This is a genomic window from Nocardiopsis sp. NPDC006938, assembly GCF_042869555.1.
In the GTDB taxonomy this organism is placed as follows: Bacteria; Actinomycetota; Actinomycetes; order Streptosporangiales; family Streptosporangiaceae; genus Nocardiopsis.
In genome coordinates this window covers 204,223-219,519 of sequence record NZ_JBIAGA010000010.1, presented here as the reverse complement: position 1 = coordinate 219,519, position 15,297 = coordinate 204,223, and the positions used below count along the sequence as shown (strand labels likewise).

Here is a 15,297-nt window from a genome sequence, read left to right as displayed (position 1 = left end):
CCGACGTGTCCGGTCTCTCAGGGGGGTACCCCGAAGTACGACAGCAAGTAGCACTACAGTTCGTAGTACTACCGGCGGTCGGTAACTGAGAGGCTGGCATGGAAGCTCTAGACCTGGCGAGGTGGCAGTTCGGTGTCACCACGATCTACCACTTCCTCTTCGTCCCCCTGACGATCGGGCTCTCGTTCATCGTGGCCGTGCTCCAGACCTTCTGGTACCGCACCGGAAGACACGAGTACCTCCAGGCCACCCAGTTCTTCGGCAAGCTGTTCCTGATCAACTTCGCCATGGGCGTGGTCACCGGGATCGTGCAGGAGTTCCAGTTCGGCATGAACTGGAGCGAGTACTCGCGCTTCGTCGGCGACGTCTTCGGAGCGCCCCTGGCCATGGAGGCCCTGCTCGCCTTCTTCCTGGAGTCCACCTTCATCGGGCTGTGGATCTTCGGCTGGCACCGACTGCCGCGCGGCGTCCACCTGGCCTGCATCTGGGTGGTCGCCGTCGGCACCAACCTGTCGGCGTACTTCATCCTGGCCGCCAACGCCTGGATGCGCCGCCCGGTCGGCTACGAGGTCAACCCGGAGAACGGCCGCGCCGAGCTCAACGACATCTGGGCCGTGCTCAGCAACGACCAGGCCTGGTCCACCTACCTGCACACCGTCTCGGCCGCCTTCGTCACGGCGGGTCTCTTCGTGGTGGCCGTCAGCGCGTTCAAGCTGTGGCGCAACACCCGGCACGGCGACACCGGCGAGGCCGGAGTCACCCCGCCCCGACGGGACCTCGCGCTCTTCCGCTCCACCCTCAGGGTCGGACTGGTCTTCACCCTGCTGGCCGGGGCGCTCACGTTCGTCTCCGGCGACCACCAGGCCAAGCTCGCCGCCGAGTACGAACCCATGAAGCTCGCCGCCGCCGAGGCCCTGTGGGAGACGGAGGAGGGCGCTCCCTTCTCCACCTTCGCGGTCGGCGACACCGAGGCCCGGTACAACCCGATCGACGTCGGCGTCCCCAACATCCTCAGCTTCCTGGCCACCGGGCACTTCGACGGCGAGGTGCACGGGATGAACAACCTCCAGGAGGCCTACGAGGAGTACTACGGACCGGGGGACTACATCCCCAACGTGTTCGTCGTCTACTGGGCCTTCCGCCTCATGATGGGCTTCGGGATCTTCGGGGTGGCCGTGGCCGCCCTGGGGCTGTGGCTCACCCGCGGGCGGAAGCGGCTGCCCAGGACCCGGTGGTTCTACTACGCCGCGATCGCCGCGCTGCCCGCCGCCCTGCTCGCCAACATCTTCGGATGGGTGCTCACCGAGATGGGGCGCCAGCCCTGGACCGTCCACGGCGAACTGCTCACCGCGAACAGCGTCTCCCCCGGAGTCAGCCTCGGGACGGTCGCCATGAGCCTGGGCGTCTTCACCGCCGTGTACGGGCTGCTGTTCGTCATCGAGGTCGGCCTGCTCTGGAAGTACGTCAAGAAGGGCCCCTCACACCTGGTCCCGGATCTGGAGAACGACGAGGACGAGTCCCAGATCCCCCACTTCAGCTACTAGGAGCCAACGACCATGGAACTGGCCGTCATCTGGTTCGTCGCCATCGCGGTCCTGTGGATCGGGTACTTCGTCCTGGAGGGATTCGACTTCGGGGTGGGCACCCTGCTGCCCTTCATGGGCAGGCGCAACTCCGTCGACCGGCGCGTCGCCATCAACTCCATCGGCCCGGTCTGGGACGCCAACGAGGTGTGGCTGCTCACCGCGGGCGGCGCCATGTTCGCCGCCTTCCCCGCCTGGTACGCGTCCCTGTTCAGCGGGTTCTACGTGCCCCTGTTCCTCATCCTCATCGCGCTCATCCTGCGCGGCGTGGCCTTCGAGTACCGGGGCAAGCGCGACGACCCGCGCTGGCAGGACTGGTGGGACCGGGCGATCTTCTTCGGCAGCTCCGTTCCCGCGTTCCTGTGGGGCGTGGCCTTCGCCAACATCGTGCGGGGGGTGGCGATGGACTCCGACCACATCGTCACCGCCTCCCTGCTGGACCTGCTCAACCCGTACGCCCTGCTAGGCGGGGTCACGACGCTGTCCCTGTTCACCCTGCACGGGGCCGTCTTCCTGACCCTGAAGACGGACGGCCCGGTCCGCGTCCGCGCCCACCGCGCCGCCCTGCTGACCGCGTGCGTCGCGGTCCCGGCCGGGGCGGGGTTCCTGCTGTGGACCCAGCTCGCGTACGGCAAGCCGTGGACGCTCCCGCTCGTACTGGTCGCCGTCCTGGCCCTGGCGGCGGGGGTCGCGGCGGCCTGGTTCCGCCGTGAGGGCTGGTCGTTCGCGGCCACCGCGGTGACCATCCTGGCCGCCGTGACCGCGCTGTTCGGGTCGTTGTTCCCGAACGTGCTCCCCTCCACCACCGACCCGGCGTTCAGCCTCACCGTCCACAACGCCTCCTCCGCCGACTACACGCTCACCGTGATGTCGTGGGTCGCCCTGGTGTTCCTCCCGCTGGTGATCGGCTACCAGGCCTGGAGCTACTGGGTGTTCCGCAAGCGGGTGACCGGCGACCAGGTCAGCCTGTCGACACCCCCGGCCGAGCGGAAACCGGAACGGGTCTCCTGAATCGGCCACCCCCGCCTCCCGCACCACCCGGGGAGGCGGGGGGTGCCGCGCCACCCGGAACCGGCGCTGGATACTGGGACGCGGACCGCACCGTGCCCCGTGTCCGCCCCGACACATCCGCCGCACCGGCCGGTCCGCCCGGCCGGGCTCCGACGCCACGAGGTTCACGCACATGAAACCGCTCGATCCGCGCCTGGTCCGCACCGCGGGCGCGGTCCGAACCCACCTGGCCGTCACCGTCGCCAGCGGCGTGCTGATCACCGGCCTCATCCTCACGCAGGCCTGGCTGCTTTCCCGGGTCATCACCGGAGCGTGGGCCGGTCAGGGCATGGACGTCCTCGGCTGGATGATCGCCGCCGTGGCCGGGGTCGCGATCGCCCGCGCCCTGCTCTCCTACCTCGCCGAGGCCTCCGCCCTGCACAGCGCCGCCCGCACCAAGTCGCAGCTGCGCCGCAGGCTCGTCGCCCACGTGACCGGCCGGGGCCGCGTGTGGCTCGCCGAGGGAGGCGACCGCGAGGACGGGTCGCCGAGGGCCGGTGAGCTGGTGACCCTGGCCACCCGCGGTCTGGACGCCCTCGACGAGTACTTTTCCCGCTACCTGCCCCAGCTGGTGCTGGCCTGCATCGTGCCGGTCGCGGTGCTGGCCGTGGTCTTCTGGGCGGACTGGATCTCCGGGATCGTCATCCTGGTGACCCTGCCGCTCATCCCGGTCTTCATGGCCCTGATCGGCATGCACACGCAGCAGCGGACCGAACGCCAGTGGCGGCTCCTGAGCAGGTTGGGCGGGCACTTCCTCGACGTGGTGGAGGGGCTGCCCACCCTGGCGGTGTTCCGCCGGGCCAAGGCGCAGGCCGCCATCATCCGCAAGGTCGGCGAGGACCACCGGGCCGCCACCATGGGGACCCTGCGGATCGCGTTCCTGTCCGCGTTCGCCCTGGAACTCCTGGCGACCCTCGCGGTCGCGCTGGTCGCCGTCGAGGTCGGGCTGCGTCTGTTGGGCGGGCACATGGACTACCAGACCGCCCTTCTGGTGCTGATCCTGGCGCCCGAGGCCTATCTTCCGCTGCGTGAGGTGGGCGCCCGGTTCCACGCGAGCATGGAGGGCGTGGCCGCCGCCGACCAGGTGTTCACCGAACTCGACCGCCGACGAGGGTCGCCGCCTCCGGACGGGGACGGTGAGGAGCGGCCGACCCCCACCCCGACCGGCTCGCCCGCGCCCGCCGCCTCGGGCGACATCCGCTTCGAGGGGGTGGGGCTGCTCTACCCCGGCCGGGACGTCCCCGCCCTGTCCGGGCTGGACCTGACCGTCCGCTCCGGTGAACACCTGCTGCTCACCGGCCCGAGCGGTAGCGGCAAGACCACCCTGCTCTCGCTCCTGCTACGGCTCACCGAACCCACCTCGGGACGGATCAGCGTCCGGGCCCCCGGCGGCGGGTGGACCCCGATGGACCGGGTCCCCGCCGACGACTGGCGGCTGGGCCTCGCCTGGGTCCCTCAGCACCCGTACCTGTTCGACGTGTCCGTCGCCGACAACATCCGGCTGGGCGCCCCCGACGCCGACATGGAACGCGTGCGGGAGGCCGCCCGCATGGCCGAGGCCGACGCGTTCGTGTCCGCGCTCCCCGAGGGGTACGGGACCCGGCTGGGCGAGCGGGGCGCGCGCCTGTCCGCCGGACAGCGCCAGCGGATCGCCCTGGCCCGGGCGCTGTGCCGGGACGCGCCGCTGGTCCTGCTGGACGAGCCCACCGCGCACCTCGACCCCGAGAACGCCAGGGCGGTACGCACCGCCATGGCCCGCCTGCTGGAGGGACGCACCGCCGTGATCGTCGCGCATGACACCGGATGGGCCGAGTCCGCGCTCGGCGCGCACCTTCGGACCGCCGCGCTTCCCCTGCTCACCGGGGAGGCCCGCCGATGAGCACCGGGACGGCCCCGCCGGAGGTCAGTGAGCGGGAACGGCGCCGGGACCCGCTGCGCCGGATGATCGGTCTGGCCCGGCCCCGGAGCGCGCGGTTCGCCCTGGGCGTGCTGCTCGGCGCCGCCGCCACCGGTTCGGGCGTGGCGCTGCTGGGAGTGGCCGCGTGGATGCTGGCCACCGCCGCGAACCACCCCTCCATCACCGCCCTCAGCGTGGCCGTGGTCGCCACCCGGGCGCTCGGAGTGAGTAAGGGGGTGACGCGCTACCTGGAGCGGCTGGTCACGCACGACGCCGCGTTCCGCACCCTCGCCGAGGTGCGGGTCCGGGTGTACGAGCGGCTGGCGCGGACCGAACCGTTCGGTCGGTTCCGCTCTGGCGACCTGGTCTCGCGCCTGGTCAACGACACCGAGGCCACCCTCGACCTGCTGGTGCGCGGCCTCACCCCGCCGTTGGTGTCGGTGGTCACCGGTGGGGCCACGGTGCTGTTCCTGACCGTGGTGTACGTCCCCGGGGGCCTGCTGCTCGCCGGGGGCCTGCTGCTGGCCGGACTCGCGGTGCCGCTCGCCGCCGCAGCGCTGGGGCGCGGCCCCGGACGGCGGGAGGCCCGCGCCCGGGGCCGACTCTCCACGACCCTGGTGGACACCCTCCAGGGTGCTCCGGACCTGGTCGCCTACGGGGCCATGGAGCGTCAGGTGGCCCGGGTGAACGCGGCGGACGCCGAACTCACCCGGGTGGCCCGGCGCGACGCGGCCACGCTGGGGCTGAGTGCCGGGGCCACCACCCTCATCACCGGGCTGACCGTGTGGGGCGCGCTGTTCTTGGGCGTGCTCGCCGTGGAGGAGGGGACGATCGGCCCGACCGCGCTGGCGGTGCTGGTGCTGACGACGCTGGCCGCCTTCGAGATCGTCGCCCCGCTGCCCGCCGTCGCGGCCCGGCTGGGTGCGATCCGGGCCAGTGGCGAGCGGCTGTTCGGGGTTCTGGACACACCTCCCGGCGTGGCCCCTCCCGCTCGGGAGGGGCTGGAGATCGACCCGGACGACGACGCGACCGTGCGCGTTCGCGGACTGCGCGTGCGCTACGGTCCCGACGAACCGTGGGCGCTGGACGGTGTGGACCTGGAGATTCCCGCAGGGGCGACGGTGGCGGTGGTGGGGCCGAGCGGCGCGGGCAAGAGCACGCTCGCGTCGGTGCTGCTGCGCTTCCGGGACCCGGACGGCGGCCGCGTGGAGATCGGCGGGGTGGACGTGACCGACTACCCGGCCGACGAGGTCCGCCGGTTGGTGAGCGGGGTCCCGCAGGACCCGCACGTGTTCGCTTCCACGCTCCGGGAGAACCTGCGCCTGGCGAGCCCGGGAGCCGGGGACGAGGAGCTGTGGGCGGCGCTGCGCAGGGTGCGGCTGGCCGGTGAGGTCGAGGCGATGCCCAAGGGCCTGGACACCCAGGTGGGGTCGCACGGCATGGGCCTGAGCGGCGGGATGCGGCAGCGGCTGGCGCTCGCCCGCGCGGTGCTGGCCGCGCCGCGCGTGCTGGTGTTGGACGAGCCGACGGCGCACCTGGACCCGGACACCCGCGACGCGGTGGTGGACGACCTGCTCGACGCGGCAGAGGGGTTCTCGACCCTGCTCATCACCCACGACCTCACCGGGCTGGACCGGGTGGACCGCGTCCACGTGGTCCGCGACGGCCGGGTGATCCAGTCCGGAACGCACGCGGAGCTGATGGAGCAGCCGGGATGGTACCGCGCCGTAGGCGTCCGTTGAGGGCGGTGGCGGGCAACGGGTGGAACCGGTCCTTCCGGAGCGCTAGTGTTCGCCCGTGAATCCCGTACGTGAGGTCTTCGGTGGTTTCGGCGTTCTGCTGCGCGGTCTGGCGATCGTGCTGCGCAAACCACGCCTGTTCCTGTTGGGCGCGCTGCCCGCGCTCGTGACGTCCCTGCTGTTCCTGGCGGCGCTGATCACGCTCGCGGTGAACCTGACGGACCTGGTCGCGTGGGCGACGCCGTTCGCCCGGGAGTGGGACACCGTCTGGCAGGGGCTGCTGCGCGGCGCCCTGTCCGTGGGTCTGCTCGCCGGGGCGGTCCTGGTCATGGTGGTGGCGTTCACGACCGTCACCCTGACCCTGGGCGCGCCCGTCTACGACCGGATCGCGGAGCTGGTCGAACAGGAGCTGGGCGGGGCGCCCGAGGCGCAGGACGAGTCCCTGGCCGCCGGGGTGGCCCGGGCGATCCGGCAGTCCCTGGGGATCGTGCTGGTCTCCCTCGTGGTGACCGTCTGCGCGTTCCTGCTGGGCCTGATCCCGCTGGTCGGCTGGCTGATCGGACCGGTCCTGACCGCCGTGATGGGCGGCTGGCTCCTGTGCATCGAACTGACTGCCAGCGCCTTCGACCGCCGTGGCCTGCTGCTCGTCCGCGACCGGCGCCGCTTCATGGGGACCCGGCGCTGGCGCGCCCTGGGCTTCGCGGTCCCCACCTACTTCCTGCTCGCGATCCCGTTCGTCGCCGTGGCGGTGTTCCCGGCGGCGACCGCCGGCGGCACCATCCTCGCGCGCGAGCTGCTGCCCGAGACGCCCCAGGAGCCGAGCACGTCGCCGGACTCCGACCCGAACCTGCCCGAGACACCGCAGAAGCCCCAGTAGCCACCTCAGGCCTCCGTGGGACCTCGACACACGAGGGGGCGGACGACTCCGGGTCGTCCGCCCCCTCCTCTCGTTCCCGTGCGGTCAGCGCAGGCCGGGGTCACGGCGCAGCGCCGTGGTGATCATGCGCTCGACGAGGGCTGCGTAGTCCAGGCCGGTGGCCCCCCACATCTGCGGGAAGGCCGACGACGGCGTGAACCCGGGCATCGTGTTGAGCTCGTTGACGAGGATTCGGCCGTCCTCGGTGTAGAAGAAGTCCACCCGGGCCAGCCCCTCGCAGCCCATGGCCTCGAAGACGTCGGCGGCCATCGCGCGCAGGCGGGCGGTGGCCTCCTCGGGGATCTCGGCGGGGATGGTGAGGCCGCTCGTAGACAGGTACTTGGCCTCGAAGTCGTAGAAGTCGAAGCCCTCGGCCACGTGCACCTCGGCGGGGAACGAGACGTCGGGGGTGCCGCCGTCCTCGGACTCCAGCACCCCGCACTCGATCTCGCGGCCGATGACCTGCGCCTCGACCAGCACCTTGGGGTCGTGCTCGCGGGCGGCCTCGACGGCGGCGACCACGGCGTCGGTGTCCGAGGAGTCCCTCACCTTGCTGATGCCGACGCTGCTCCCGGCGCGGGCGGGCTTGACGAACACCGTCCGGCCCAGCTCCGCGACGTCGTCCAGGACCTTCTTGCGCTCGGTGCGCCAGCTGCGGTCGGTGATGGCGACGTAGTCGCTGGTGGGAATGGAGTTGCCGACCAGCAGGGCCTTCATGAAGACCTTGTCCATGGCGGCGGCGCTGGAGAACACCCCGGCGCCCGCGTAGCGCACGCCCATCATCTCGAAGAGGCCCTGAATGGTGCCGTCCTCGCCGAAGGGGCCGTGGAGCAGCGGCAGGACCACGTCGACCTCCGCCAGCCGCCGCGTGCCCTGGTCGGGGCTGACGGTCATGAGCTGGCCCGCCGTGTCGAAGGGCAGGGCGATGTCCGTGCCCTCCTCCGAGACGGTCGGCAGGGTCTTGGTCGCCGCGTCGATGCGCAGGCTCTCGGGATCGCCCGAGGCCAGGACCCAGTTTCCGGTGGGCGTGATGCCCACGGGAACGACCTCGTAACGGTCCTGGTCGATCACGGACAGGACGCTGCCCGCCGTGACGCAGGAGATCTCGTGCTCGGAACTACGACCGCCGAAGACGACGGCGACCCGAATCTTGCGCTGCTCGGACGACATGCTGCCTGACCCTATCTCGCCTGCTGATGAATCCGGTACGGGTGGATTGCACCCGTGTGTCACGTTGTCCCGTCGAGCGCCGCGAGGGCGTCCTCGACGAGGTCGTGGGGGTCCTCCAGACCGATGGAGAACCGGACGGCGCCCGGGGTGACGCCGGCGGCGGCCAGTTCGTCCGCGCTCATGTTCCGGTGCGAGGTGGAGGCCACGTGTCCGGCCAGTGTGTGCGTGCCGCCCAGTGAGGCGGCGATGGTGGCCACCCTCAGCCGGTCGGCGAAGGCCATGCCCTCGTCGCGGCCGCCGCGCGGGTGGACGGTGACGACCGCGCCGTGGCGCCCGGCGTCGAACAGTTCCCGTGCCAGCGCGTGCCCGGGGTGCGAGGCCAGCGAGGGGTGGTCGACCCGCTCCACCAGCGGGTGCCCCTCCAGGGCCTCGGCGAAGACCGCGGCGGTCGCGCACTGGCGCTCGACCCGCAGCGGAAGGGTCTCCAGGCCCCGGTGCAGCAGGTAGGCCTCGTCCGGTGCCAGGCACGGACCGAGGTCAATCCGCGCCGAACGGACGCGGTCGATCAGCTCCGGCGCGGCCACAGCGACACCGCCGGTGGTGTCGCTGTGCCCGCCCAGGTACTTGGTGGCCGAGTGCACGACCACGTCCGCGCCGTGCTCCAGGGGACGGCAGACCGCAGGGGAGGCGAACGTGGAGTCCACCACCAGCGCGGCCCCCGCCTCACGGGCGACGCGCGCCAGGCCGGGCAGGTCGGAGACGGTCATGGACGGGTTGGAGAGCGTCTCGGTGAACACCACCCGGGTCTCGGGGGTGACCGCCGCGCGCACGGCGTCCAGGTCGGTGACGTCCACGAAGTCGGTCCGCACGCCGAACCGGCGCAGCAGCCGGTCCAGCAGCGAGTACGTGTTGCCGTAGATCGAGCGGGAGGCCACCACGTGCGCGCCGGCCTCCGTGAGGGCCATCAGCACGGTGCTGATGGCCGCCATGCCGGAGGAGAAGGCCTGGCCGCGCACCCGGCCCGGGAGTCCCGCGCCCTCCAGCGCCGCGACCGCGTCGGCGAAGGCGTCCACGGTGGGGCTGTCGATGCGGGCGTAGGAGTAGCCGTCACGCGTACCGGCCAGCACGTCCGCGAACCCCTGCGAGGTCTCGAACGCGTAGGTGGTGGCGCGGTGGACGGGCATCCGCATGGGGCGTTCGGTGGGGACCGGGGCCTCCGGGGCCCGTACCGCCCGCGTGTGCTCCCCCGCGCTCCCGGGACCGGGTGTGTGTGTCATCGTGCTCGCTCTCAGACGCCGTAGCGCTCGGGCTTGGTGCTGCGTGACATGAACGCCAGCAGCGCCTGCGCCGGGCTCATGTCGTGGTGCATCATCTTGACGACGGCCTCGGTGATCGGCATGTCGACCCCGTGGGTCCACCCGAGTTCGAGGATCGACTCGGAGGACTTGACCCCCTCCGCCGTCTGCCTGGTCTCCGCGACGACCTGTTCGAGGGTCTTGCCCGCGCCCAGTTTCTCACCGAAGGTCCGGTTCCGCGACAGCGGGGACGAGCACGTCGCCACCAGGTCGCCCATCCCGGCCAGTCCGGACAGGGTGTGCTCGTCCGCGCCGAGGGTGACCGCCAGACGCGTGGTCTCGGCCAGGCCCCGGGTGATCAGCGAGGCCTTGGTGTTGTCGCCGAAGCCCATGCCCTCGGCGACGCCGACCGCCAGGCCGATCACGTTCTTCATGGCGCCGCCGATCTCCACGCCCACCAGGTCCGTGCTGGTGTAGGGGCGGAAGTAGGCGGACCGGCACAGCCCCTGGAGGAGCACGGCCGTCTCCTCGTGCGGGCAGGCGACCACGGCGGTGGCGGGCTGGCGCTCCATGATCTCCCGGGCCAGGTTGGGCCCGGACACCACGGCGATCCGCTCACGGGGCAGGTCCAGCACCTCACCGACGACCTGGCTCATCCGCATGAGGGTGCCGAGCTCGACACCCTTCATGAGGCTGACGACCACGGCGTCCTCCGCGATGTGCTCGCGCCAGGAGGCGAGGTTCCCCCGCAGGGTCTGCGAGGGGACGGCCAGCACCACGACCCGGGCGCCGCTCAGCGCCTCCGCCGGGTCGGTGGTGGCCCGCAGCCCCCCGTTGAGCGTGATCCCCGGGAAGTAGTCGGGGTTCTCCGAGGACTCGTTGATCGTGTCGACCACCTCGGCCCGGCGGCCCCACAGGACCACGTCGGCCACGGGTCCCTCACCGTTCTTGCGCGCGAGGTCCGCGGCGTCGGCGACGATGTTCGCGAACGCGGTCCCCCAGGACCCGCTGCCCAGAACCGCGACCTTCACGTTGTCAGCGCCCATCTGGTCGGTCATGCCCCCGTGCTGTTCTTGCCGTTGTCGCTGTCGGCGGTGCCCCCAGGGCTCTCGTCGCCCCCGGTCTCCGCCTCTCCGGTGCCCTCGCCGCGCTCCGCGCGCCTGGCCTCGGCCTGCTCCTGGCGGGCCTTGCGGTAGTCGAAGGGCTCGGCCGGCGGGCGCTCGCCCCGGATCTGCGCCTGGAGCGCGGTGATGTCGGCCATGATCGCGCGGGTGGCGCCGTCGAGGACGGTCGCGGTGAGCGGCTGCCCCTGGAAGGCGGACAGGTCCACCGGCGGACCGGCGTTGAACTGGATTCGCTTGCGCGGGGGCAGCAGCCGCGGCTTCTTCTCGCCGTAGGGGAGGATGTCCTGCTCTCCCCAGTGCGCGACCGGGACGACGGGGACACCGGTGGTCAGGGCCAGCCGGGCCACGCCGTTCTTGGCGGTCATCGGCCACAGCTGCGGGTCGCGGGTGCAGGTGCCCTCGGGGTAGAAGATCACCGACGATCCGTCCTGGACCAGCGCCTTCTCGGCCTCGCCCAGGGCCTTGACCGCGTCGGCGCTGCCGCGCTTGATCGGGATCTGGCCGGTGCTCCGGGCCACCGAGCGGACCACGGGGATCTTCATAACCCCGTCCTTCATGGTGAAGGTCGGCCAGCGGCGGGCACCGATGTAGAGGAAGTGCGCGACGGTGAGGGGGTCGGTCACGGACAGGTGGTTGGCCGCGATGATCACCCCGCCCTGGGCGGGCACGTTCTCGGTGCCCCTCCATTCGGGCTTGGTCACGAACCACAGGACGAACCGGACGATGCGGGACACGACCCACTTGACCCATCGCGATTCTCGTTGCTTGGCCACGGGGGACTCCTCACTTCTCGCTCCCGGCCCGGTCCGGACCACGGAAGCACAACCGACTCAGTCTAGGACGTGTACCGAGGTTCCGGGTGACGCCGTTTCCGGTCCCGTCGGACACGGCCAGGGTTCCCGCGCCGCGCCGTACCCCGAACGCCTACCCTCGTCACTGTCGTGGCCGCATCTACGTCCCGGGGGAACCGTGACCGGCTCAGGAGAGCGTGACGGGGGCATGCGCGCCGGGTCGCGCTGGTCCCTGATCGTCCCAGTCAAGCACCTCGGCGCCGCCAAGACACGACTGACCCGGGCCGCTGGGGATCGGCGGGAGGAACTGGCGCTGGCCATCGCCTGCGACACGGTGGCCGCAGCGCGGTCGTGCGCGGCCGCGGCGGCCGTGTTCGTGGTGACCGAGGACCCCCGAGCGCGGGCCGAGCTGGCGCCCCTGGGCGCGGTGGTGGTCGGCGGCGAACCGGGCGGCGGCCTCAACCCCGCCCTGGAGCACGGGGCCCGGGTGGCGGCGGAGCGGACGCCGGGTCTGGGAGTGTGCGCCCTCTCGGCCGACCTGCCCGCGCTGCGCCCCGAGGAGCTGGAGCGCGTCCTGGCGGCCGCCTCGGCCCACGGGCGGTCGTTCCTGCCGGACACGCCCGGCGTGGGCACCACGCTCCTGGCCGCGGCGCCCGGGAGGCGGCTGGCCCCCGCGTTCGAGGGGGCCTCGCGCGCCCGCCACCTGGCGGGTGGGGCGCGGGAGCTCGTCGTCCCCGGCTCCGACACGGTGCGGCGGGACGTGGACACCCCCGAGGACCTGGCGGCCGCGCGGGCGCTGGGGGTGGGACCCCGCACGCACGCGCTGCTGGAGCGGACAGCACTCCGCCCGGACCCCCTCTGGGGAGCCCGGGCGGGTACGGCCTGTCCGCCTGACGGCGGCGAGGCTACTTCTTGTCGCCGTTGACGAGAGCCTTGAAGTCAGCGCCAGCGCGGAACTTCGGAACGAAGCTCGCGGGGACGTTGATCGTGGCGCCAGTGGCGGGGTTGCGGGCGGTGCGAGCCGCACGCTCGGACTTCTCGAAAACGCCGAAGCCCGTGATGGCGACCTTGTCGCCCGACGCCACGGTGGCCTGAATGGTCTCAAGCACAGCGTTGACCGCTTCGGTCGCGGTCTTCTTGTCTCCGAGACGGTCGGAGATCGCGTCGATCAGGTCACGCTTGTTCATAAGGTTCCTCCGGTTCCCCCTTGCTCGCACGAAATTAGGGGAAGCAGAGGCCCTTACACAAATACAAACGCCCACGGGCAAGGCGTGTCGGGCCCCTTCCTACCTGCGAGGTCACCCTCCGCGACGAACGGTACGCAAGGGACGGGGGTGGCGAACCGGCCCCTTTTGCCCCCTTCTGCGGCCCTCAAAAGCCTACGTATAACCGGATTCCGGGCTTCGGACGCGCCGAGCTTAAGGGCACAAAGCCGGTAAGCGAGCGCTCACGTCAAGTAAAGGTAAAATTATTCGGGACCGTGGGTGCGCTGAGTCACAGCGACCCCCGATCCCGTGTCGGAGCGGCGTTGCGGAGCTAGAGCGTGACCGGCTTCCAGGGCTCGCGGGTGGCCTCGAACGCACCGATCTCGTCCGTGTGACGGAGCGTCAGGGCGATGTCGTCCAGACCCTCCAACAACCTCCACCGGGTGTAGTCGTCGAGCTCGAACGGCTCCCGCACGTCGATAGCCGGAACCCGCACCTCGCGGGCCACCAGGTCCACGGTCACCTCGACCGAGGGGTCGGCCTCGACCGCCGCCCACACGCGGTCGATGACCTCCTGCGGCAGCAGGACCGTCAGCAGACCGCCCTTGAGCGAGTTGCCCCGGAAGATGTCGGCGAAGCGCGGGGACAGCACCGCCCTGAAGCCGTAGTCCTGGAGCGCCCACACCGCGTGCTCGCGGGAGGAGCCGGTACCGAAGTCGGGCCCGGCCACCAGGACGGACGCACCCTGGTACTCGGGGCGGTTGAGCACGAAGTCGGGGTCGTTCCTGCGCCACTCGGCGAACAGGCCGTCCTCGAACCCGGTGCGGCTGACCCGCTTGAGGTAGACAGCGGGGATGATCTGGTCGGTGTCGACGTTGCTGGCGCGCAGCGGGACGGCCCGACCGGTGTGGACGTCGAACTTCTCCATGGGAGGACTCTCCTGACGGGGTCGGGGACTACTGCGGGTCCAGGTCGGCGGGCGAGGACAGGGTGCCGCGCACGGCGGTGGCGGCGGCGACCTGCGGCGAGACCAGGTGCGTACGCCCGCCCCGGCCCTGACGGCCCTCGAAGTTGCGGTTGGAGGTGGAGGCGCTGCGCTCGCCCGGCTTGAGCTGGTCGGGGTTCATGCCCAGGCACATGGAACAGCCCGCCTCGCGCCACTCGGCGCCCGCGTCCAGGAAGACCTGTCCCAGGCCCTCCTCGTTGGCCTGCTCCTTGACCCGCATGGAACCGGGGACCACGAGCATCCGGACGCCGTCGGCGACCCTGCGGCCGCGCACGACCTCGGCGGCGGCGCGCAGGTCCTCGATCCGTCCGTTGGTGCAGGAGCCGAGGAAGACGGTGTCCACCCGCACCTCGCGCATGGGCGTGCCGGCGCGCAGGTCCATGTACGCGAGGGCCTTCTCGGCGGCGGCGCGCGCCGAGGGGTCCTCGTAGGACGCGGGGTCGGGCACGGAGGCGTCCAGCGGCACTCCCTGGCCCGGGTTGGTGCCCCAGGTGACGAACGGGCTGAGCTCGTCCGCGTCCAGGACCACCTCCGCGTCGAACTCGGCGCCCTCGTCGGTGCGCAGGCCCTTCCAGTGTTCGACCGCGGCGTCGAAGTCGGCACCCCGGGGTGCGTGCGGGCGGCCCTGGACGTAGTCGAAGGTGGTCTGGTCCGGGGCGATCATCCCGGCTCGGGCGCCCGCCTCGATCGACATGTTGCACACCGTCATACGCGCCTCCATGGACAGGGCCTCGATGGCCTCGCCCCGGTACTCGATGACGTAGCCCTGGCCCCCGCCGGTACCGATCTTCGCGATCACGGCGAGGATGATGTCCTTGGCGGACACCCCGGGCCGGAGCGTTCCGTTGACGGTGACGGCCATGGTCTTGAACGGCTGCATCGGCAGGGTCTGGGTGGCCAGGACGTGCTCGACCTGGCTGGTGCCGATACCGAAGGCCAGCGCGCCGAACGCGCCGTGGGTGCTCGTGTGGCTGTCCCCGCAGACCACGGTCATACCGGGCTGGGTGAGGCCGAGCTGCGGGCCGACCACGTGCACGACGCCCTGGTCGATGTCGCCCATGGGGTGCAGGCGCACGCCGAAGTCGGAGCAGTTCTTGCGCAGGGTCTCGACCTGCTTGCGGGACACCGGGTCGGCGATCGGGGCCAGGAGGTCCGTGGTGGGGACGTTGTGGTCCTCGGTGGCGATGGTCAGGTCCGGACGGCGCACGCCGCGACCCGCCAGGCGCAGGCCCTCGAAGGCCTGCGGGCTGGTCACCTCGTGGACGAGGTGGAGGTCGATGTAGAGCAGGTCCGGCTCGCCGTCGGCACGCCTGACGACGTGCTCCTCCCAGACCTTCTCGGCCATCGTGCGTGCCATGGGCGATCGCCCCTCTCGTGTGTCGCGTCTCGTGCTCGCCTCGTCACGGGGTGCTTCGCCTGGGCCGCGGGCCTCGCGCACGGATGTGCGGCCGACTTGCATTCCATATTTCGAGACGGCAATATCAAGCCATGGACAACTCTAGCTCATCCAGCGGTGTCGGT

Annotated in this window: 13 protein-coding genes; 6 read left to right on the top strand and 7 right to left on the bottom strand. The window is 71.6% G+C overall.

The window, feature by feature from the left end; all coding sequences use genetic code 11:
• The first annotated feature begins 98 nt into the window (after positions 1 to 98).
• The 5 genes from ACFYL4_RS17160 to ACFYL4_RS17140 all read left to right on the top strand — a co-directional run bounded on the left by ACFYL4_RS17160 (position 99) and on the right by ACFYL4_RS17140 (position 7,146).
• Positions 99 to 1,544 carry a cytochrome ubiquinol oxidase subunit I gene (locus ACFYL4_RS17160; protein WP_357767262.1) on the top strand — a complete coding sequence of 482 codons (1,446 nt, stop codon included), beginning with the start codon at positions 99 to 101 and terminating at the stop codon, positions 1,542 to 1,544.
• Positions 1,545 to 1,556: 12 nt separating this feature from the next.
• Positions 1,557 to 2,594: a cytochrome d ubiquinol oxidase subunit II gene (cydB, locus tag ACFYL4_RS17155; RefSeq protein WP_387519179.1), complete on the top strand. Its 1,038-nt coding sequence runs from the start codon at positions 1,557 to 1,559 to the stop codon at positions 2,592 to 2,594.
• Between the two features lie 172 nt (positions 2,595 to 2,766).
• Positions 2,767 to 4,512, top strand: coding sequence for a thiol reductant ABC exporter subunit CydD (gene cydD / locus ACFYL4_RS17150; RefSeq protein ID WP_387519177.1), 1,746 nt, complete (start codon positions 2,767 to 2,769; stop codon positions 4,510 to 4,512).
• Positions 4,509 to 6,272: a thiol reductant ABC exporter subunit CydC gene (cydC, locus tag ACFYL4_RS17145; RefSeq protein WP_387519175.1), complete on the top strand. Its 1,764-nt coding sequence runs from the start codon at positions 4,509 to 4,511 to the stop codon at positions 6,270 to 6,272. Before cydD ends, cydC begins: the two co-directional genes overlap by 4 nt.
• Before the next feature lie 55 nt (positions 6,273 to 6,327).
• Entirely contained in the window at positions 6,328 to 7,146 is an 819-nt protein-coding gene (locus tag ACFYL4_RS17140) for an EI24 domain-containing protein (RefSeq protein ID WP_357767251.1), read from the top strand.
• An 84-nt stretch (positions 7,147 to 7,230) separates the two neighbouring features.
• Here ACFYL4_RS17140 and ACFYL4_RS17135 read toward each other — a convergent pair whose 3' ends face one another.
• From ACFYL4_RS17135 to ACFYL4_RS17120, 4 genes are read right to left on the bottom strand one after another with little or no spacing between them, the layout of a single operon-like run.
• The gene (locus tag ACFYL4_RS17135; RefSeq protein ID WP_357767248.1) at positions 7,231 to 8,355 is read right to left on the bottom strand and encodes a D-alanine--D-alanine ligase family protein; all 1,125 of its coding nucleotides are present in this window, start codon (positions 8,353 to 8,355) and stop codon (positions 7,231 to 7,233) included.
• 59 nt (positions 8,356 to 8,414) lie between these two features.
• Entirely contained in the window at positions 8,415 to 9,632 is a 1,218-nt protein-coding gene (locus tag ACFYL4_RS17130) for a trans-sulfuration enzyme family protein (protein ID WP_387519172.1), read from the bottom strand.
• 11 nt (positions 9,633 to 9,643) lie between these two features.
• Positions 9,644 to 10,708 carry an NAD(P)H-dependent glycerol-3-phosphate dehydrogenase gene (locus ACFYL4_RS17125; RefSeq protein ID WP_357767242.1) on the bottom strand — a complete coding sequence of 355 codons (1,065 nt, stop codon included), beginning with the start codon at positions 10,706 to 10,708 and terminating at the stop codon, positions 9,644 to 9,646.
• Positions 10,705 to 11,547 (bottom strand): lysophospholipid acyltransferase family protein, encoded by an 843-nt coding sequence (locus tag ACFYL4_RS17120; RefSeq protein ID WP_357767239.1) that lies wholly within the window; start codon positions 11,545 to 11,547, stop codon positions 10,705 to 10,707. The genes ACFYL4_RS17125 and ACFYL4_RS17120 overlap by 4 nt, the downstream gene beginning before the upstream one ends.
• Before the next feature lie 226 nt (positions 11,548 to 11,773).
• On the opposite strand from ACFYL4_RS17120, the gene cofC reads away from it, so the two are divergent.
• On the top strand, positions 11,774 to 12,490 hold the full coding sequence (gene cofC, locus ACFYL4_RS17115) for a 2-phospho-L-lactate guanylyltransferase (protein WP_387519170.1): 717 nt from the start codon (positions 11,774 to 11,776) through the stop codon (positions 12,488 to 12,490).
• Here the strand turns inward: cofC and ACFYL4_RS17110 are convergent.
• The 3 genes from ACFYL4_RS17110 to leuC all read right to left on the bottom strand — a co-directional run bounded on the left by ACFYL4_RS17110 (position 12,471) and on the right by leuC (position 15,133).
• The gene (locus ACFYL4_RS17110) at positions 12,471 to 12,752 is read right to left on the bottom strand and encodes an HU family DNA-binding protein (RefSeq protein ID WP_014910144.1); all 282 of its coding nucleotides are present in this window, start codon (positions 12,750 to 12,752) and stop codon (positions 12,471 to 12,473) included. The two genes, cofC and ACFYL4_RS17110, sit on opposite strands and share 20 nt — an antisense overlap.
• 349 nt (positions 12,753 to 13,101) lie before the next feature.
• Positions 13,102 to 13,698: a 3-isopropylmalate dehydratase small subunit gene (gene leuD / locus ACFYL4_RS17105; protein WP_357767236.1), complete on the bottom strand. Its 597-nt coding sequence runs from the start codon at positions 13,696 to 13,698 to the stop codon at positions 13,102 to 13,104.
• A gap of 28 nt (positions 13,699 to 13,726) precedes the next feature.
• The gene (gene leuC, locus ACFYL4_RS17100; RefSeq protein ID WP_357767233.1) at positions 13,727 to 15,133 is read right to left on the bottom strand and encodes a 3-isopropylmalate dehydratase large subunit; all 1,407 of its coding nucleotides are present in this window, start codon (positions 15,131 to 15,133) and stop codon (positions 13,727 to 13,729) included.
• Between the last annotated feature and the right edge of the window lie 164 nt (positions 15,134 to 15,297).